Origin of the sequence: Mitsuaria sp. BK037 (assembly GCF_014193045.1) — a bacterium.
In the GTDB taxonomy this organism is placed as follows: Bacteria; Pseudomonadota; Gammaproteobacteria; order Burkholderiales; family Burkholderiaceae_C; genus Roseateles.
Window position 1 is genome coordinate 329,419 of record NZ_JACHYS010000004.1, and the last position, 19,459, is coordinate 348,877.

General features: G+C 65.0%; 16 protein-coding genes and 1 pseudogene. 4 read left to right on the forward strand and 13 right to left on the reverse strand.

The genetic code is table 11. The features are described from left to right. Positions 1 to 264 precede the first annotated feature (264 nt). The gene (groL, locus tag FHT37_RS22420) at positions 265 to 1,902 is read right to left on the reverse strand and encodes a chaperonin GroEL (RefSeq protein ID WP_183484771.1); all 1,638 of its coding nucleotides are present in this window, start codon (positions 1,900 to 1,902) and stop codon (positions 265 to 267) included. Between the two features lie 56 nt (positions 1,903 to 1,958). Further along, on the reverse strand, positions 1,959 to 2,249 hold the full coding sequence (gene groES / locus FHT37_RS22425) for a co-chaperone GroES (RefSeq protein WP_091720640.1): 291 nt from the start codon (positions 2,247 to 2,249) through the stop codon (positions 1,959 to 1,961). A gap of 209 nt (positions 2,250 to 2,458) precedes the next feature. On the opposite strand from groES, the gene FHT37_RS22430 reads away from it, so the two are divergent. Then, positions 2,459 to 2,620, forward strand: coding sequence for a DUF3224 domain-containing protein (locus tag FHT37_RS22430; protein WP_255512020.1), 162 nt, complete (start codon positions 2,459 to 2,461; stop codon positions 2,618 to 2,620). A gap of 46 nt (positions 2,621 to 2,666) precedes the next feature. On the opposite strand, the gene FHT37_RS22435 is transcribed toward FHT37_RS22430, so the two are convergent. Continuing rightward, the gene (locus FHT37_RS22435) at positions 2,667 to 4,607 is read right to left on the reverse strand and encodes a LamG-like jellyroll fold domain-containing protein (RefSeq protein ID WP_255489909.1); all 1,941 of its coding nucleotides are present in this window, start codon (positions 4,605 to 4,607) and stop codon (positions 2,667 to 2,669) included. 1,062 nt (positions 4,608 to 5,669) lie between these two features. On the opposite strand from FHT37_RS22435, the gene FHT37_RS22440 reads away from it, so the two are divergent. Then, positions 5,670 to 6,011, forward strand: coding sequence for a nuclear transport factor 2 family protein (locus FHT37_RS22440; RefSeq protein ID WP_091720650.1), 342 nt, complete (start codon positions 5,670 to 5,672; stop codon positions 6,009 to 6,011). Positions 6,012 to 6,106: 95 nt separating this feature from the next. On the opposite strand, the gene eutC is transcribed toward FHT37_RS22440, so the two are convergent. From eutC to FHT37_RS22455, 3 genes are all read right to left on the reverse strand, one after another. Beyond that, entirely contained in the window at positions 6,107 to 6,898 is a 792-nt protein-coding gene (eutC, locus tag FHT37_RS22445) for an ethanolamine ammonia-lyase subunit EutC (RefSeq protein ID WP_183484774.1), read from the reverse strand. 10 nt (positions 6,899 to 6,908) lie between these two features. Beyond that, positions 6,909 to 8,312, reverse strand: coding sequence for an ethanolamine ammonia-lyase subunit EutB (locus FHT37_RS22450; RefSeq protein ID WP_183484777.1), 1,404 nt, complete (start codon positions 8,310 to 8,312; stop codon positions 6,909 to 6,911). A gap of 71 nt (positions 8,313 to 8,383) precedes the next feature. Further along, complete coding sequence (locus FHT37_RS22455) at positions 8,384 to 9,463, reverse strand: pirin family protein (RefSeq protein ID WP_147240635.1); 1,080 nt, start codon at positions 9,461 to 9,463, stop codon at positions 8,384 to 8,386. A gap of 47 nt (positions 9,464 to 9,510) precedes the next feature. On the opposite strand from FHT37_RS22455, the pseudogene FHT37_RS22460 reads away from it, so the two are divergent. Together FHT37_RS22460 and FHT37_RS22465 are read left to right on the forward strand one after the other, a co-directional pair. Beyond that, a pseudogene (locus tag FHT37_RS22460) lies at positions 9,511 to 10,043 on the forward strand (transposase). A gap of 742 nt (positions 10,044 to 10,785) precedes the next feature. Beyond that, on the forward strand, positions 10,786 to 12,336 hold the full coding sequence (locus FHT37_RS22465) for a serine hydrolase (protein WP_186830413.1): 1,551 nt from the start codon (positions 10,786 to 10,788) through the stop codon (positions 12,334 to 12,336). Positions 12,337 to 12,346: 10 nt separating this feature from the next. Here FHT37_RS22465 and FHT37_RS22470 read toward each other — a convergent pair whose 3' ends face one another. From FHT37_RS22470 to FHT37_RS22500, 7 genes are all read right to left on the reverse strand, one after another. Continuing rightward, on the reverse strand, positions 12,347 to 12,574 hold the full coding sequence (locus FHT37_RS22470) for a hypothetical protein (RefSeq protein ID WP_183484782.1): 228 nt from the start codon (positions 12,572 to 12,574) through the stop codon (positions 12,347 to 12,349). A 34-nt stretch (positions 12,575 to 12,608) separates the two neighbouring features. Then, positions 12,609 to 13,667: a radical SAM protein gene (locus tag FHT37_RS22475; protein ID WP_183484785.1), complete on the reverse strand. Its 1,059-nt coding sequence runs from the start codon at positions 13,665 to 13,667 to the stop codon at positions 12,609 to 12,611. Between the two features lie 61 nt (positions 13,668 to 13,728). Next, a complete protein-coding gene (locus FHT37_RS22480) occupies positions 13,729 to 14,337 on the reverse strand; it encodes a hypothetical protein (protein ID WP_147240631.1) in 609 nt (202 codons plus the stop codon). 98 nt (positions 14,338 to 14,435) lie between these two features. Continuing rightward, positions 14,436 to 15,194, reverse strand: coding sequence for a hypothetical protein (locus tag FHT37_RS22485; RefSeq protein ID WP_221211197.1), 759 nt, complete (start codon positions 15,192 to 15,194; stop codon positions 14,436 to 14,438). Beyond that, a complete protein-coding gene (locus FHT37_RS22490; RefSeq protein ID WP_183484788.1) occupies positions 15,191 to 17,290 on the reverse strand; it encodes a peptidase domain-containing ABC transporter in 2,100 nt (699 codons plus the stop codon). The genes FHT37_RS22485 and FHT37_RS22490 overlap by 4 nt, the downstream gene beginning before the upstream one ends. Then, a complete protein-coding gene (locus FHT37_RS22495; RefSeq protein WP_183484791.1) occupies positions 17,287 to 18,477 on the reverse strand; it encodes an HlyD family secretion protein in 1,191 nt (396 codons plus the stop codon). The genes FHT37_RS22490 and FHT37_RS22495 overlap by 4 nt, the downstream gene beginning before the upstream one ends. After that, positions 18,474 to 19,202: a hypothetical protein gene (locus FHT37_RS22500; protein ID WP_183484793.1), complete on the reverse strand. Its 729-nt coding sequence runs from the start codon at positions 19,200 to 19,202 to the stop codon at positions 18,474 to 18,476. Before FHT37_RS22500 ends, FHT37_RS22495 begins: the two co-directional genes overlap by 4 nt. Positions 19,203 to 19,459: the final 257 nt, after the last annotated feature.

Genomic DNA, 19,459 nt, shown 5'->3' on the forward strand with positions numbered 1-19,459 from the left:
TGGGGCCGTGCGACCTGGGGAAAGCCCCTGCGGTGCCGAGCCGAAGAGGCTGGCGGGTCCGGCAATTCTGGGCGCATGCCGACCGGGATGACCAGCAAGCGCGTTGCCCGGTTCGTATCCAACGGAAACAGAGCGGCCCCCGGGCGGCGATCTTTTTCCCGTTGCGGCCCGCGCAATGAAAAAAAGGGGTCGCCGAAGCGACCCCTTTTGCTGAGCGTCAACGATCGACGGCGGGCGTCGATCGTCGCGGGCTCGGCCGGACTCTTACATGTCCATGCCCATGCCGCCCATGCCACCCGGCATCGCGGGCGCGGCGGACTCATCCTTCGGCGCTTCGGCGACCATGCACTCGGTCGTCAGCATCAGCGAGGCCACGGAGGCGGCGTTCTGCAGCGCGGTGCGGGTCACCTTGGTCGGGTCCAGGATGCCCATCTCGATCATGTCGCCATAGGTGCCGTTGGCGGCGTTGTAGCCGTGGTTGCCCGAACCGGCCAGCACGTTGTTGACGACGACCGAGCTTTCTTCGCCGGCGTTGTAGACGATCTCGCGCAGCGGGGCTTCGATGGCCTTCAGGATCAGCTTGATGCCGGCGTCCTGGTCGGCGTTGTCGCCCTTGATGTCGCCAGCGGCCTGACGGGCGCGCAGCAGCGCGACACCGCCACCGGCCACGATGCCTTCCTCGACGGCGGCACGGGTGGCGTGCAGCGCGTCTTCGACACGGGCCTTCTTCTCCTTCATCTCGACTTCGGTGGCGGCACCGACCTTGATGACGGCCACGCCGCCGGCCAGCTTGGCCACGCGTTCCTGCAGCTTCTCGCGGTCGTAGTCGCTGGTGGCTTCCTCGATCTGGACGCGGATCTGCTTGACGCGCGCCTCGATGTCGGCGCCGGCGCCGTTGCCGTCGATGATGGTGGTGTTTTCCTTGCCCACTTCGACGCGCTTGGCCTGGCCCAGGTCAGCCAGCGTGACCTTCTCCAGCGACAGGCCGACTTCCTCGGCGATGACCTTGCCGCCGGTCAGGATGGCGATGTCTTCCAGCATGGCCTTGCGGCGGTCGCCGAAGCCCGGGGCCTTCACGGCGACAACCTTCAGGATGCCGCGGATGGTGTTGACCACCAGGGTCGCCAGCGCTTCGCCGTCGACTTCTTCCGCGATGATCAGCAGCGGACGGCCGGCCTTGGCTACGGCTTCCAGCGTCGGCAGCAGGTCGCGGATGTTGGAGATCTTCTTGTCGTAGAGCAGGACGAAGGGGTTGTCCAGGATCGCCGACTGCTTCTCCGGGTTGTTGATGAAGTAGGGCGACAGGTAGCCGCGGTCGAACTGCATGCCTTCGACGACGTCCAGCTCGTTGGCCAGCGACTTGCCGTCCTCGACGGTGATCACGCCTTCCTTGCCGACCTTGTCCATCGCGTCGGCGATGATCTTGCCGATCGAGTCATCGGAGTTGGCCGAGATCGTGCCGACCTGGGCGATTTCCTTGGACGTGGTGGTGGCCTTGGAGGCCTTCTTCAGCTGCTCGACCAGGGCGGCGACGGCCTTGTCGATGCCGCGCTTGAGGTCCATCGGGTTCATGCCGGCGGCCACGTACTTCATGCCTTCGCGCACGATGGCCTGGGCCAGCACGGTGGCGGTGGTGGTGCCGTCACCGGCGTTGTCCGAGGTCTTGGAAGCGACTTCCTTGACCATCTGGGCGCCCATGTTCTGCAGCTTGTCCTTGAGCTCGATCTCCTTGGCGACCGAGACACCGTCCTTGGTGACGGTGGGGGCGCCGAACGAGCGCTCCAGCACCACGTTACGGCCCTTGGGACCCAGCGTGACCTTGACCGCGTTGGCCAGGATGTTCACGCCTTCGACCATGCGGGCACGGGCTTCGCCGCCGAAGACAACGTCTTTTGCTGCCATGTGTATCTCTCCGAATCTCTATCTAGATGAATGGGGTCTGTGAGGGTGGTCGCCGATTACTTGGCGATGACCGCAAACAGATCCTCTTCGCGCATCACGAGCAGCTCTTCGCCGTCGACCTTGACGGTCTGGCCGCTGTACTTGCCGAACAGCACGCGGTCGCCGACGGCGACGTTCAGGGCGATGAATTCACCCTTGTCGTTGCGCTTGCCCGGGCCGACGGCCAGCACCTCGCCCTGGTCGGGCTTCTCGGCGGCGTTGTCGGGGATGACGATGCCGGAGGCCGTCTTGGTTTCGTTTTCCAGGCGCTTAACGATCACGCGATCGTGCAGAGGACGCAGTTTCATCAGATCTCCTTGACTGTGCGGACTTGCTTCAAGGGCCCGCCGTGCGGTTCTCGCACTGGCCAACCCCCACAAGAAGTAAGCCCCGCGAGGGACGTCGTGGGGCTTGTTAGCACTCGACCGACGCGAGTGCTAGCAGGGAGATTATATGGACGGGCTTGGCGCTTTCAAGGGCGGGTGTCGACATTCAGCTAACTTGGGAGGGGAGCTTCGTGCTGATGCACACCGGCGAGATGAACCGCGGCCAGCCGACACTGACCGTGCAGGTGGTGCCGGATTCAGGGACCGGCGGGCTGACCGGGCTCAGCGGGCAACTGAGCGTCGACATCCGGGACGGGCGGCATTTCTCTGAGCTGGCGTATGAGTTGACGTGAAGCTTCCGCGCTCGCCTTGCCCCGCCCAAGGGCGGGGGCAAGGCTGTCAGCGGGCGAGGTTCGCAACGGCGGCGGCGGTCAGCGCTCCGCTGTAGATCCGGAAGTCCTGCATCCGCCCCTTAAAGAATGGATCGCCCCCGTACTGCGAGCGTCCCAGCCAGTTCCGCGTCGTGTGGCCGAACTGATAGGGCGCCATCCAGATTTCGGGACTGGTGGCGACCGGTGAGCCGTCGACGTAAAGCGTGCCGACCGTGCCAGAGAGCGTGATGGCCACATGGGTCCAGCGACCGTTGGGCGGAATGGGCGCCGCCAAGGGCGACGGCATCCAGAACTGATTGCGTGTGGACATGAGGCGCATCAGGCTGGGGACGGGCGGGCGCGTCGACTCCCGCGGGGTGAGCGCCATGTACGACACGTCGTTGGAGCCGAAATCGAAGAAGCGCGAACTGGGGCCGGTGTTGTCGCAGTAGACCCACATCGCCACCGTGTAGTCGCCCAATGCCGACACCACGCCATCGACCAGGCGCACATGGGCACGGCGGCCGTCGAACACGACGCAGGTGCTGCCGTTGCGCCCCTCGCCCCAGGTCGCGCCTTCCATGAGCACGCCATATCGGCCGTTGCCGCTGAGGTCATCGGTGCTGCCGTTGAGTGGCAGATGCAGCCACAGTTCTCCGGGCACCGCCACGCGCAGGGTGTCCGCCCCGACCCGCTCGCCCTGGCCGGTGACGGCGCTGATGCGGTAGTACCAGGTGCCCGCAGCCGGTGCGTCGGTGTAGGTGCGCGGGTCGGTCACTCGCGCAAGGGTGGTGAAGGGGCCGGCGGAGGAACTCGCGCGCTGCACCAGATAGTCCGTTGCATCGGCGCTGCCCCACCACGACATCAGCACCTTGCCCTCATGGAGGACGGCGCTCAGGCCGCTCGGCCGGGCGGGCGCGACGGCGTCACGGACGTAAAGCAAGGATCCCAGGCCCGGCGAATCCCCACCGTCCACCCGTTCAGGACGCTGCTTGTTCACCATCTTCTGGGTCCATGGGGCCGACAGGCCTTTGCGGGCGACGTAATGGTTGAGGATGAGTTCCCAGCAGGGGCGAGGGTTGTCCCCACCGGACACCGTGGTGCTGGATCCATGGACGCCGGTGTAGGGGGTGAAGGGCATCGGGTACGCGATGTAGTCGGGCGGCGGTCCGACCAGGACGTTGGTCTTCGCGACGTACTCCGCACCGGCGAGGAGGCGGTTGTTCCAGAGCCCGTAGAGGTCCTCGCCCTGGTTCCAGGCCATCTCGCACAGCATGCCGGCCAGCGCGATGCCAAGGGTGGAGTGTCCTTGGTCGCGGTGGCTTTCCTGCCACTGGCCCAGGTAGCCGGGATGCAGGTAGTAGACGTTGTTGCCGTGCGATCCACAGCCCCGGCCGTTCTTGTAGTAGTTGCTGGCCTCAGCGACGATGTCCTGTCGGTCGCAGAACACGCCGATGGCATACATGCTGCAGACGTTCGCCAGGTCCCAGTTGGCCCAGTAGTGCGTGACCTTTCTGATCTCGGTGCCGTTGTGGTCGGTGAGGAACGCGTGGCACTCCGGATAGAACACGTTGAGCAGCATGGTCTGGAACCGTGCGACGTCCTCCTTGGCCCAACCCGGATAGGTGCGCATCACCTCGGCGGCATTGGCCCATTGGTTGCCGTAGAGGCCCGACGCCAGGTAACGATTGGAATCGCCGGCCAGCCGCTTCAAGGTCGACGACCAGGCATTGAGGAACTTCACCGCGTCTTTCGCATAGGCCTCGTCGCCGGTGACCTTCCAGCGCAGCGCGAGGTGATACGCGCGCATCATGTCGGTGACCATCACCCAGAAGTTCTCGCCGGTTCCGCCGCGACTCACGACTTCCAGCGGTGAGGGCTTCACGCCCAGCTCGGCACGACGCGCGGCGAGCAGCAGGTTCCAACTGCCGAGCCACGGCTGCCTGCCGGCGGCGACCTGATCGCGCATGCGCTGAAGGTCCGCCTGCGTATGAAGCAGCCCCGGATGGACCAGCCCGCCTGGCGCAGGCGCGGGTGCCGGTGCGGGCGCAGGTGCAGGTGCAGGCACAGGCGCAGGCGCAGGCGCAGGTGCAGGTGCAGGTGCGGGTGCAGGCGCAGGTGTAGGTGCAGGTGCAGGTGCAGGTGCAGGTGCAGGTGCAGGCGCAGGTGCGGGTGCGGGTGCGGGCGCCGGTGAAGGCGCGGGTGCAGGCGCAGCCGGGGCGGGCGGCATGGGCTCGGTCGGGGCGGGAGGGGGCGCCGGCGCCGGCGCGGGGGCTGGAATCGGATCGTCGGGCCGAGGATCCGGTGTCGTGTCTGGCGGCGGCGGCGTCCCGATGCCCGCCGCCGCTTCATCCGCTCCGCCGAGCAACGGGGTACCCGCCTCGCTGACCGGGCCGCCGCCGCATCCCGGCAGAAGCGGCAGGATCGGGAACAGGCCGACGCCCAAGGTCAGCAGGCGCCGGTGCGCGTCCGGAAAGTCGTCAAGGGCCGCGTGCTCCGCCCCGGGTCTGAATATCGTCATTGCGGTGGTCTTGTTGAAGTGCGCCACGCTATGGCCGGCGTGCGCGGCAGTCATAACGGCGCGTGATCGCGTGGCTGATCTCGCCACTTCGTCACGCAACCGGATGGCTTGGCTGGCGCGGTTCACGCATCACGGTGGCGGCGCCGGCCACACCGGGCTGCAGCGTCGCCATGGCGAGCCCCCTCTCTCGCGTCGTGCGACCCGCCTTGCGCTCCCCCTCGCTGCGAGCCAGCACGACGTCGAGCCGCTTTTGGCGTCGATGACCGATTGCAGCGAGATGCCGGGCTACTCGAGTGTTTGCGGCGATTTAGCGTTAAATCGTTGCGGCGGCATGATAGGTCGGGCGTTGAATGCGGTGCCCCTGGAATTCGCTACATGAGGTAACGGCGCCGCAACGGGAATTACAGAAGTCGTGTCGAACGAGACGCCTTGCGACAGGACACGGACACGGATCCAGATGGCAAGCGGGTTGCCGTTGTTGTTGGGACCGATCTGACCAGGAGAACCTGCATGTCTCACGCCCATAAATCGATTCTTGAGAAGGCGAACGCAGCCATCGTCAAGCGCGACTTCGAAGGATTCCTGCAGTTCTGCACCGAGGATACCGAGTGGACCTTTGTCGGCGAGCGGACGCTCAGGGGCAAGGAAGCCGTTCGCAAGTGGATGGCCGACACCTATCGCGAGCCCCCCGAGTTCGACGTCCATCGAATGGTGGCAGAGGGCGACTTCGTCATTGCGATCGGCGAGATCACGCTCAAGGACGACAAGGGGGAAGCCTCCCGGCATGAGTACTGCGATGTCTGGCGCTTCCGTGATGGCTTGTTGGCTGAACTGCGCGCTTTCGTCGTCTAGCGTCCCGGAGCCGCCCACCGAGTCCGATCAACCTGACAACGGTCGGAACCATCGGACGCAGCCATCGATATCCGCGGCGGCCGCTGCCTCCGCGATCAGCGCCTGTCGAGCCGGAACGGCTCCCGAGTCTCGACCGCCGGCGCCACTTCCACGCTTTCATCCTTCAACGCAACACCCGTCACCTGACGAGCCCGCGCTTCCTGGAGCAACCACGCCAGCCGCGCCGCCGCGGTGGCCGGCGCCAATCCTTCCGGTCGCACGTTGGAGATGCAGTTGCGCTCCGCGTCCACGCGGCCGGGGCGAGGCGCCCAGGTGACGTAGACGCCCATGCTGTCGGGGGAGCTCAATCCAGGGCGCTCGCCGATGAGCACCACGACGAGCTTCGCTCCCAGCGCTTGACCGATCGGATCTCCGATCGCGACGCGCGCCTGACGGACGATGGCGACGGGCGACCAACGCCAGCCGTCGGCGAGCAGCGGCCGGAGCGCTTCGACGAACCGGACCGCATGCCGCTCGATCGCCAACGCGGACAGGCCATCGGCCACGACCAGCGCCAGATCCGGCTGCTGTTGCGCATCGAGCGAGGACAGCACGGCCGTCGACCGGTCGTCGAGCCGTCGACCGAGATCCGGTCGCTGAAGGTACGCCGCCCGATCCGCGGCGGCACTGTGCAGATCGAGCGTCTCCAACCCGGCCTCGTTCAGGGCCGCCGCGAGCGCCACCTGATCCAGCTCGCGATGCACCGCGTCCCGCGCCTGCGCATGGGCCAACTGGAAGGCCAGGTGCGCCACCGTCGGCTGGCTGACGCCCGCTCGGCCCAGCCCGATCCGCGCCGGCGTGTGGCGCCGCAGCGTGTGCCAGGGATTGGGAGTGATCGCGTCGCTCATGGTGTTTCGCTCACGACGATGGCAGCAAGGCAGCGAAGGCCGGGGACATGGCGTCGACCAGATGCCCCGGCGCGCCGGGTCGCGCGATGCGCATGCGTTCGAGCCAGCGCTCGAACTCCGGCGCGGCGCGCAAGCCCAGCACCCGGCGGGCGTACAGCGCGTCGTGGAACGAGGTGGTCTGGTAGTTGAGCATCACGTCGTCCGAGCCCGGGATGCCCATGATGAAGTTGCAGCCCGCCACGCCCAGCAGCGTGAGAAGCACATCCATGTCGTTCTGATCCGCCGCCGCGTGGTTCGTGTAGCAGATGTCGCAGCCCATCGGCAGGCCCAGCAGCTTGGCGCAGAAGTGGTCCTCCAGCCCGGCCCGGATGATCTGCTTGCCGTCGTACAGGTACTCCGGCCCGATGAACCCGACCACCGTGTTCACGAGCAGCGGCTCGAAGTGCCTCGCCACCGCGTAGGTCCGGGCCTCGAGGGTCTGTTGGTCGCAACCGTGGTGCGCGCCGGCGGACAGCGCGCTGCCCTGGCCGGTCTCGAAGTACATCACGTGCTGCCCGCGTTGGCCGTCGTCGAAGTAGGCGCCCCGCGCCAGCGACAAGGCCGCCGCGCGCGCCTCGGCCAGCAGCTTCAGGTCGACACCGAAACCGCGGTTGGTCGCTTCCGTGCCGCCGATGGACTGGAACACCAGATCGACCGGCGCGCCGCGCTCGATGCACTGCATCGTGTTGGTCACGTGCGTGAGCACGCAGCTTTGGGTGGGGATCTCGAAGCGCTCGATGACCTCCGCCAGCAGGCGTAGCAGATGCGCGACCTGGGTCAGGTTGTCGGTGGCGGGATTGATGCCGATGACCGCATCGCCGCTGCCGTACATCAGACCGTCAAGCACGCTCGCGGCGATCCCGCTGGCGTCGTCGGTCGGATGATTCGGCTGCAGGCGCGTAGACAGCCTGCCCGTGAGTCCCAGCGTATTGCGAAAGCGTGTGACGACCTGGCACTTGCGAGCGACCAGGATCAGGTCCTGGTTCCGCATGATCTTGCTGGTCGCAGCCACCATCTCGGGCGTGAGGGCGGGCGCCAGGCGCGTGAGCGCCGCGGTGTCCGCCGCGTCCGAGAGCAGCCACTCGCGCAACCCGCCGACCGTCAGGTGGGTGATCGGCTGGAAGGCCGCGGCGTCGTGGCCGTCGACGATGAGTCGGGTGATCTCGTCGTCCTCGTATGGGATCAGGGCCTCGCTGAGGAAGGTCTTCAGCGGCAGATCGGCCAAGGCCATCTGCGCGCCGACGCGTTCCTGCTCAGACCCGGCGCAGACGCCGGCGAGCCGGTCGCCCGAACGCTCCGGTGTGGCCTTGGCCATCAGCTCGCGCAGGCTGTCGAAACGGTAGCTGATGGCGCCGACGCGCTGGGAAACATTCATCGCTGCCTCCTTGCGTCCAGCTTAACCGTGTCCCTGTCCGATCGTGTGACCGGCGCCTCGCTGGCGGTGACTCAGTCCTGCGCCGGCGGCCGCTCCGTCCGGCCGTCCGCATGCCGCGCGAATCGGTCCTCCTGGTCGCCGTGCACCGGGGCCGGGTCCGGCCACGGCCAGCCCCCGAACTCGGTGCGACGGTAGTCCTCGAAGGCCTGACGCAGCTCCTGCTCGGTGTTCATGACGAAGGGGCCGTACTGCGCCACCGGCTCGCCGATGGGACGGCCCTGCAGCATCAGCAACTCGGCGGGTTCTTCGCCATTGACAAGCACGACGTCGAGGCCGGCCCGCACCTCGATGGAATGGCCGACGGTCACGGGCTCGTCGCCGATCGTGATGCGGCCGCCGGCGAAGAAGTACAGCTTGCGTCGCGTGCCGTCGCCCAGTGCCGCGGGCAAGGTCCATTGCGCGCCGGGCTCCAGGCGCAGGGTCCACATGGCCAGGTCCGAATGCAGCCGCGAGCCCCACGAGTCCGGCGGCGGCGCGAGCGGCTTGGTCACCGTCGCGCCGGCATGAGCGGCGTCCGGCAGGGCGCCCGCGATGACCACCACCTCCGTCGCGCGTCCGGCGTCGTCGACGAAGGTGTGCCGCGGGATGTCCTGCGACCAGAACATCGTGAAGTGCGGCTCCACCATCTTGCTGTCCGCGGGCAGGTTGAGCCAGATCTGGAACAGCTCCAGCGGGTTGGGACGGTCGGTGTGCAGCAGCGGGAACATCTCCGCGTGGACGATGCCCTTGCCGGCCGTCAGCCACTGCACGTCGCCGCCGCCGAAGCGCGCGCCGGCGCCCAGCGAATCGGAATGGTCGATGCGGCCCTGGCGCACGATGGTGACGGTTTCGAAGCCGCGGTGCGGGTGGGCGGGGAAGCCAGGCACCTGCTGGCCGTGGTACATGCTCCAGCCGTCCTTGCGCGAGAAGTCGGAACCCATCTGCCGGCCCGCCAGCAGCGAAGCATCCGGGCCGTACCGGCCGTTGCCGCGCGGATAGGCGTCGTCGTGGTGCACGCAGAACAGGAAGGGGTCGACCGTGTCCCAGGGCATGCCCAGGGGCTGAACGGAGAGGACGGGAGAGGCGGAGAGGTCGGTGCGGAGGGTGGTCATGGCGGGGCCCCAAGGGCCCTCACCCTAACGCGAAATCGTGCATCGTGCTGGGGGCATGCTGGAAGGCGGCGGTCAGCCTGAACCTCTCGACGAAGAAGACGCGCAAGCGGGAGTTCCTCGAAGAGATGGAGCGCGTGGTGCCGTGGAAGGTCCTCGTGGAAATCATCGAGCCGCACTGGCCCAAGAGCAAGACGGACCGCCCGCCGTTCGCGATCGAGGCGATGCTGCGTATCCACTACATGCAACAGTGGTTCGGGCTGAGCGCCCCGACGCCAAGCCGGGCGTGGACTGGCAGATCGCGCGGCGGCCGAGTTCGCGCAAGCCCGCTGAGAACGAGGGCCGGCTCGGGCGGCTCATCGACGAGATCGAGCACCTGAAGGCCAGCGTGCGGGCCAAAGTCGAGCACGCCTTCCGGGTCGTCAAGCGCCAGTTCGGACACACCAAGGTGCGCTACCGCGGGCTGACGAAGAACACGGCGCAGCTGCACACCCTGTTCGCGCTGACCAACCTGTGGCTAGCTCGACGGCAGTTGATGGCGCTGGATGGACAAGTCCGTCCGGAGCACATGAAGGCGGCTTGAAAACGGGCTGCGAGCCCGCGATCGATGCCGCAAACCCGATGAAGTCATGCCGCCAGCCGCCAACGAGTTCGGCGGGCCCCTTCATCCCGGCCACGAGGCATCGGCCAACCTGTTGTGCAGAACTTCCCTAACCGGTTGATCTTCATGGCGAGCAGTGCTGGCGTTTGATGACGTCGGACAGGCGGACCATGATCGCGTCATGTGGGGCGAGGCTCGGCGAAGCGCTCGCGGCCCTCCGAGTCGTGCGCGAGGAGCGGCAGGATGTCATCTGGTCTCCTGCGTGTCCGGCACGCTTGGGCCGCTCGATCGCTGTGGACGATTCAAGGGCTGCGGGCGGGCGGGGGGCTCGGCAAATCAATCACTTCGACAGTATTGTTCCTTTCAGCGGAGGCGGACCACAGGTCGAGGAAGGTGGGATGCCGCTCGCTTGTCCAATTGCCACCGACATCGATGAATATTTCATGCGCGGCGCCCCTGGGTTCGTCAGGTCCTGCCATGGGCTCTCTGCCCAGCTCTATGGGCGCGCGGTATTGAGGAAGATAAGTCGTCATGTTGAATATTGGGGGTGATATCGCCCGTGGTCATGCAAGCGCTCTTTTAGCCAAGATGTGCTCCAATAGTGCGTCAAAGCTGAAAACGTCACGGGAGTCATATGTCAAAAGGTCGTTCCCTTTTACTTCTTTTAATTGCAACAACATCCCAATTGTGCTACGCGGTGTCTACTGAACGGAATGACGGCGGCGTGCGCCGAACCCTCCAGCACCGATTTGAAGGCGATATCAGCGGCGCCTGTGTCCTCGGCAGTGTCATCAGGGACGGGAATGTCAGGTCCGCTTCCTTCTGCGCGGATGGACGAGACGCTTCCGCCCTGTATTCCAGGACATTTGAGATCGGGTCCATCACCAAGACCATGACTGCATTTTTGGTGGCCGACCTTGTACGCCGCGAGAAATGGACGCTTCAGGATAAACTGGCAGACCATCTGCCCGCAGGCACCAAGGTCCCCGCCCAGGGCGATCGGCACATTATGGTGATGGACCTGCTCACCCATACATCCGGGCTACCGGCATTGCCGCCCCGCATGCCGGTGCGATCCGCGCTGGATCCCTATGCGAATGTCACCCCCGAATATCTGTTGGATGCCCTGGGACGCACGGAACTGAAAGGCAATATCGGTCAGACCTTCAATTACTCGAACTACGGCATGATGCTCATGTCGCTGGCCGTGACATCAGCGTATGGCGGGGACCTTGAGCAGGCGTTTCAGGAGCAACTCTTCAAGCCCCTGGGAATGTCCAACGCGTTCATTGCCAAATCCCCCGTCGCTGCTCCCGCTGCCGGGCATTTTCCGGGTGGAAAAGTGGTGGGCCCGTGGCAGATCAACCCCTCGTTGGCAGGCGTGGGCATGGTCAAGGCCACGATGGCCGACATGGAGGCCTTCGCCAGAGCCAACCTTGGTGATGCACCGGACAGCATCCGAGCCGGCCTGCGTCTGACCCACGACCCGGGCGCGGGTCTACCCCCTCTCAATTGGTCGCGCACTTCCATCAAGGGGCGCTCGTTGTTGCTTCACGAGGGCAGCACCGGGGGATTTTCTAGCCTGCTGCTGATCTCCCCGGAGGACCGCTCCGCTGTGCTGGTTCTGTCAGACACCTCCCTGAGCGAAATGGGCGGCCTGAGCGACGTGGGTTTGGCCCTCCTCACGGGCAATGCGGATTCGCTGAAGCCTCGCCGCCGCATGCCGGTGCCCATCCAGATTGCCGAGGCGATCCAAGGCAGTTTCCTGGCGGGCCGCACTCGCTTCGAAGTGAACAGGCAGGAAGCCGGTACCGTGCAACTCCAAGTCCAAGGGCAGCCGCCGTTGGATCTCATGTTTGATTCCGCAGGTGAATTTCTGTCACCAGACATCAATGCCACGCTCACCCCTTTTGTTCTGCCGGATGCCAGCATCAATCACCTCATCTGGCGACAAGGCGGTGGCGCCACCGAGTTGATCCGGGAAACTGCTTCCCGGTTGCCGGGAGTTCAGTTTGATCGCCAATATGTTGGCCGCTATCAGATCTCCGGCACCTTTTTCATTGAGATCAGTGAAGCCAATGGAAAGCTCGTTGTTCAGGGCTCGGGACAGCCTGCAATCACAGCTGATGCCACAGCGCCAAATACCTTGGTCGTTCCCGTGGTCAAGGCTGTCCTTTCCTTCGAGCCTCCGGCTGCGGACGTACCGGCCAAGCTGCACCTGCGCCAAGCGGGGAAGGAGGTCACAGGTTTGCGGGTCCCGGATGGCCGGAACTGACCGAACCTCGTCAACGGAATCCTGATGGTTCGCCTTTCAGATAGACGACAACCAAGAAGATTGCTGATAACAAAACGACCACAAGTGGATAAAGAACCGGGTTTTCGCGAGGCTGGAAGAAGTAGGTCGCGAGCCCCAGGCATAGCAGAAAGACGGCGACCGTCACCCAGCCCTGCCAAGTTTGCGGCAAACCCCAGCCAAAACCATATTTCTTCGCCGGAAACCAATAATCTTTCATCGCATCCTCCAGATGATCAAAGCAGAAATGGTCCTCACATCTCATGCACGATCTTCTGGGCGGCAGCGACGTGCTGGGTGGTGACTGCTTCGACGTACCGATTCTCCAGATAGAGTGCGTCCTTGAGTTCGGGCAGCAATTCAATGTAGTGGGCCTTGAGGACCTCGGCCACCGCAGGGTCCCGGTAAATGCGGATGCAGGCCTGGCAATGATGTCCGTACATGCCCTCCCACTGGATCTGTGGATTCTTCCGGCCCGCCCAGTCCAGGATGCGCATCGGTCCGATGAAGCGCACGAGCAGCTTGAGGATGTCCTTCTCGCTCTTTTCGATGCAGGCCTGGAGCGTGGTTCCCAAGTCCCCCACGTTGAGCTCCGACAGGTACCGCATGCCCAGTCCGCAGCAGGCGCCGATGCGGCCGTCGCCCTGCACGGTGTAGGTGGAGAGGACGCTGTCACAACCCTTGCGCAGATGCACGTGGTCGGCATCTGGGCTCGTGCCCTCGCGGTAGCTTTCCACCCGATGCGGGTCCAGCGGCATCCATGGGCTCTCCACAATGGACAGCATTGGGTGATCGGCCATGCCCCGCTCAGCGAGGAGGCTCATCACGGTGTCTCGGGTGACGGTGCGTATCTGGCGGGACTCGACCATGATGGACAGACGGTAGCCGAATTCCAATGCCACCTGCGACGCGTTGATCACCCGCTCAATGGGAATGAAACGCGCATGTTCATCTCCAGTGCTGTAGTTCAATTCCTTCAAGCCAGCCCGCTGCAGGGCGGCGATGCGGCCCCTTGCAACGTCGAGAGAGGTGGCCCAGTGCGCATTGGTCACCAGCCGGCTGGGAAGGCCGATGGACGTGGCATGAGAGATGCCGCGCAGCAGATCCTTCCAGCGCAGCGTGGCCTCACCACCGGTGAAGACCACCACGCCGAAGTCCCTTTCGCGCGCCTCATTGATGAACTTGATGGCGTCTTCGAGCGGGATCTGCTCCTTCACGCGCGGGGAACTCCCAGTGCCGCAGTCCGTGCACTCGGCGGTGCATTGATAGGTCAGCATCAGCGACAGCGACTTCTTGTGTTTGATCAGTGACATGCCTACTCCCTGTGTCAAGAAAGGTGGCCGGAGCTCGTCCCGGCCACGGGCCACGCTTGCCTTAGTTGAAACGTCCGGCGTGCGCGATGAGGCGCGAGATCCGCGTCAAATCTTCATAAGACAGTGCGTTCTGCGAGGTGTTGCCTTCCTCGCCGATGATCACTGCCACGGCGACCGCCGCCACCCACACCGCGACTTCGGTGATGGCCAGCACATCGAAGGTGGTCCAGACATTCGAGGTGGAGTAATAAAGCTCGTCACCGCTGGCGGTGCCCGCCACATAGGGCGTCACGGACTCGCCGGGCAGCATGAAACTGGTGACGCCGGTGTTGAAGCTCAGGCCGCGAGCCTGCAGTGGATCGCGGAGCTCTTCGGCGATGACCCGGATGATCTGCTCCCACGAGCCAGCGTCCAGGTCGGAAGTCGTGCGCGCCGTGCTGCCATGGGCCTTCAATGTCTCCTGCACGCGCTCCTGCAGATGGATGCGTCGAACCGGGTCCTCCAGATGTTCGATCAGCGCGTCCAGGATCTTTCCCTGGGCTGTATTGGGCTGGTAGCCGGCGTCCGCCTTGATCAACTCATTGAGCTCGGAGAACGAAGCTTCGTCGTTGATCACGAGCTGACTCACCGCCCGGCGCTGCTTGAGAAATTCAATCTTCTGAATGTTCATTGCTCTATCACCTAACTAATTTTTGAATGCGGCTGCTGAGCCGCCTGTCATGTCTGTCCGGTGACTCTCCCTGCGGACTGTCCACCTCCTTTCGCGGGTCAAAGCACGGATTTCCAAGGTGCATGCGCCGGCCCTCCCAGGGCATTCAGCATCTGGCGGACGGCCCGATGAAAACCTCGCCCATCCCCGTCCTTGATCAGTTCGCCGAGTCCGCCGAGCAACGCCTGGTGCAGTTCCGGCGCCCGTTCCTGAAGGAGACGATGCATGCCCGCCTGTTTGATGTAGGTGACGCCTCGCATGCGGGCATGGACCCTCGCCAGCGTGTGGTGCAGGTGGCCGGCCACGCCGATGGCCTCCGCCAGGGAGGTACAGCGATCGAATTCAGCCAGGAGGTTTTCAATGTGGGAGCGCTCATCGATGCCCGCCTGCGCTGCGGCCGGGAGGGGTGGAAGGTCCCGCGCTCGGTCCCACAGCGCCCGCACCGCGGAGGAGTGGCCGTCCAGCAAGGTGCCGTGGATCAGCATGTCGATGTAGGGCGACGGCCGGCCGCGCAGGGCACCCTGATAGTGGGCCGACATCACCTGGAGATTGAGCTGGAAGGTATCGAACTTGATGCCCGACGCGTCGCCGCTGCCCTCGGGGTCGATCGTGCAGGTCTCCTGGTAGACCTCCCGGAGATTGGGTGCTCCGGCCTGCACGATGACCAGCAGGTCCACGTCGGATCCCATCGTCGGCTGCCAGTGTTCCGTCTGCGCGGAGCCGTACACGACCAAGCCTTCGGCACCCGCGAATCGCCGCTGGGCGCATGCGCGGATCCACGCCATCCGCTCGGACATCCCGGCGCGGCCGACCATCACGGATGTACCTCCGCGACGCGCTTGGCCGCCACCAGCTGCACGGTGGGTTCCAAGGGCAGCAGTTGCCCGCCCTTGAGTTCCAGCAAGGTGTCGCAGACCTCCAGGACCTTCGGATTGTGGGAAATGACGAGCCGGGTGCAGGCCAGCTGTTGAATCGCCTTCAGAACGGCAGCTTCGCGCCGTTGATCCAGCGCCGTGGTGGCCTCGTCCAGGATCAGCAGCGCGGGCGAGGTGTACAGCGCGCGTGCGATCAGCAGGCGTTGCTTCTGGCCTCCGGAGATCGGTTGACCGCCATCTCCGACCGGGGTGTCGAAGCCGCCTGCGAAGCTCTCGATCTCCGCCGTCAACCCCACTTGGTCCGCGCACTCCCGCACTCGGGCTTCATCGGGTTCGACGGCGAAATATGAGATGTTCTCGGAGACGGTGCCCTGGAAGACCACGTCGTCCTGCAGCACGATGGCGCAGGCTTTCCGAATGGCTGGTCCGGTCCCGGCGCCCAGCGCCGTGTCGCCAAACAGGATCTCGCCGCCCTCCAGCGGATAGACCCCCAGGATCACCTTGGCCAAAGTGCTCTTGCCCACGCCGCTGGGCGCCGAGATGCCATAGCACTTGCCGGTCTCGAAGGTGATGCTCGCATGCCGGAGGATCCACGGATGCCGGGGACTGAAGCGGAAGCTGACCTGCTCCAGCCGCACCGGTTTTCCTTCCAGCGGCATGCGTGGCGCTGCGTCGTCGTGAGGCGGCGTCGTCATGACGTCCTCGATCTTCTCGAGGTGCGAGGTGAGCGCATTGCGCTCGAACCATTGGTCCACGAGCGAGTGCGCGCGGCCCTGGAAAAGATTGCGATAGAACTGGAAGGCAATCAGCATCCCCACGCTGAGCCGGCCATTCATGATGTCCAGCGCGCCAAGCGCAATCACCGCGATGTACTCCGCGCTGGTGATGGCCTGATGCAGCGCCTTCATGCGCATGCCTTGAAGCGCCGAGGACTGTGCGCACTCCGAGGATGCGGCCTGGGCCCGCAGCCATTGCTCCAAGCGCAGCGATGCGCGTTCGGCGGCGCGGAGCGAAACGAAGCTTCGCAGCGTCTCGACCAGCACCGAGCCTTGCAGCGTCATCTGATGCAGTGCCAGCCGCCCTTTCTGGCGGTGGGAGGGAATATGCAGCGCCTTGACGAGGAGGAAGACGACCACCGAGACGATGGGCACCACGGCCAAGCGCCAGCTGTAGACGAACATGATGACCAATGCGGCCAGCGACATCGCGCCGTCCACCACTGTCTCGATCGACTTGGAACCGAGATGCCCCTGCACCGAGGCGAGGGACCCCAGCTTGGATGCCACCTCGTTGATGGGCTTGCGGGCAATCTCCAACGCTTGCAGTCCCAGCACACCCTTGAAGAAGCGCGCGCCCAACACATCCCGGATACGCAGGTCCAGCCGCGATATGTCTCCGGCGCGGGCCATGGTGAGGAACACGGCCGCAATGGTCACCAAACCGTAGGCCAGCACCAGGACCAGCAGGAAGTCGGTATCCCGGGAGACCACGACGTCGTCGATGGCGAACTGGAAGAAGACGGGGTTGATCAGCAGCAGGCATTGGATGGCCAGCGACACGATCAGGATGCGCATCAGCGCGGCCCTGCCACCATGCAAACCGTGGAGGAGATTGCGCAGCGCCACCTTCGGCGCTGACTTCATTGGCCCATCGACCACGCACAAGCGGAAATGGCGCAAGCCAGGCGCATCCGTTGACGGCCCTGGCTGCCGGTACGATGCCCGCGTGCTGCCGGAGAACAGGCGCGGTTGCCCGGAGGCGACGCCGGCAACGGTCCAGAATCCGCCGTCGTGGCCCAGCAGATCGCCAGGCAGGTGCTCGCTTGCGCCTCCCGCGGGCTGCGCGAGCAGCTCGCAGCCCAGCCGTCTGGCCTGCTCTTCCACGGCTCCCCATGCGTCCCCGCGATAGCTCTTCTGCCAGGCAAGCTTCAGGTCCAGTGGGTCGAAGCTCACCTTCACGGTCTGCAGGGCGGCAGCCAGGCAGATGAGCGCCGGATGCTCCGTCCGCAGAACGAGCCGCGCATGCGTGGAAAGCGTCATTGTTTGATCCGGTTCGCAACGGTGAGCAGCGGGTCCGCGATCCATTCGTAGATCTTTCTGCGGTCGCGGATCACATGGGCCTGCAGCGTCATGTCGCTGCGCAGGGCGATGACCTGCTGGTATGCGGTGATCGCTTGCTCGTCCAACTCGACGATCACCCGGTACACCGACTCCGTCTGGGTCACGGGCGCTGATTGCTCCTGAGGCGTGACAACCGCCTCGTCGATCTCGGTGATCGTGCCTCCATAAGTCCCGTAACGAGAGTGGGGAAAGGCGTCGTATTCGATTTCCACGCGCAGCCCGCGGCGTACGTAGGCCATGGCCCGGCTGGGAATCAACAGGACGGCGTGATAGCGCGCGTGCTCTGGCGCCAGGCTGATCAATGCAACGCCCGCCTTCACTGCGTCGCCCTCCGCTGCGCGGACCGCGGCAACCTCGCCGGCCACCGGTGCGATCAAGGTATAGGCCTGCTGCAGACTGTTTTCCTCCAGCGACTGGCGGGCACGGGCCAGGTCGGCTTTCAGCTGCAGCACGCGTGAGGCGTGATCGATCTGCAGCTGCCGGGTGGTTGCGGCCACCCTCACCAGCTCCACGTTGAGACGCTCTTGCTCCTGGCCGAGGGCCAGTACGGAGACGTTCTGCGTGGTGACGTCGGCCATGGCCTTCTCGACAGCCGAATTGGCAACGAAGCCTTGCGATTCCAGTTGCTTCATCCGCTCTGCGGTGGCACCGGCGTACTTCTCAAGCTCCCCATAGCCGGCGGCGCGTTGCTCGGCCACCGCCTTCTGCCGTGCAAGCGCCTGGGCCTGCCGCTCCAGGTCGGCTTGACGAACTGGCAGCGCCGACAACTCGTTGGTCAATTGCTCCTCGATGAACCGGACGGTGGCTTTGGCCTCGTCCACCATCCTGCGGCGGCCGTCCAGCCCATCCTCGGCATACTGGCCCAGGTTGACGACCGCAAGCACGTCCCCCTTGTTGACCCGGCGCCCGGTCGCGGCCGAGAGGCTTTGGACAGTGCCCTCCCGAGCTGGCCGGACGCGGATGAGCCCGCCATCCGGTTCCACATACCCCTGCACGGACTCGCGGCGGGAGAAGGAGCCGAACGCCAGGATCACGATCAGCATGGCCATGACGCTCACGGCGGCGATCGTCCCTCCCCAGACCCGGATCATTGCCGGCGCCGTCATGCGGTCTCGCTCCAACGGTGACGGAGGTGGGCGGCACTCGCCGGCCACTCCAGCCCGTGGTAGTTCAACCAGTCTATGGCTGCGGCGGACATGGCCTCCCGGTCGTATGGCGCGCCCTGCGTCAGCAGGTCCAGCAGCGCCAGCGGCCATCGTGCGCCAGCGATGTGCGCCGCACGGCGGCCGAAGTGCTTGCCCCGAACCTCGCAGACACCCAGCAACGCGCAATGGGCGGATTCCATGAAGGTGTAGAGGCGGTGGCCGAGCAGCAGCAGCTCTCGATCATTGCGTGCATTCGTCAGCCCATGCAGCTCGATGGCCAAGCGCAGGGCCACGTCGTGGCGTTCGAACCCGGGCAGGTGTGCTGTCAGCACCTGATGGGCGGTATCCGAGAACGACTGCATCAGCTGCGGATCGCCGAATAGCAGGCGTGCAGTTGCCACCATGTCTGCGATCGCCACGCCCACGCGAGCCCTGATCACCTGCCGCAATTGAGCGGACGTGAACAGATTGAGATCGATGAGGCGTCCGTCCTCGAAGAACGACAGCTTGTTGGGTAGCGTCGTGCGCTCTTCGTGAACGATGAAGAGATCGACATCGAGCGTTTCGTCATTGAGAGATTGATTCGATCCCGCAATGAAGATAAGTGTCGGCTTTCCAATCAGCCGCTGCGCCAGCGCCATTACCCAGTTCGGAGTCGTCGCTGCTGGAGAGGAGTCCTTGAGCATGCGGTGTCCATGGAAAGTCGTTCCAGCGAGGCGGCAGCAACACTGATCGAGTCAATGGCACCGAGCCGATCGAATCGAATCAAATGCTCGGACTACCGGGTTTGAATCCTTCTGGATGGGTGCTCCGCCATGGCGTCGCAAGCATCAGGGATCAACCTGCTCTTTATGGGCGGCCGGCCATGTCCGGGACGCCACAGCACGCGGCATCCGAATCTCTTCGCCGCTCATTGACACTCGCTGTCAGATGGCGGCGGAAT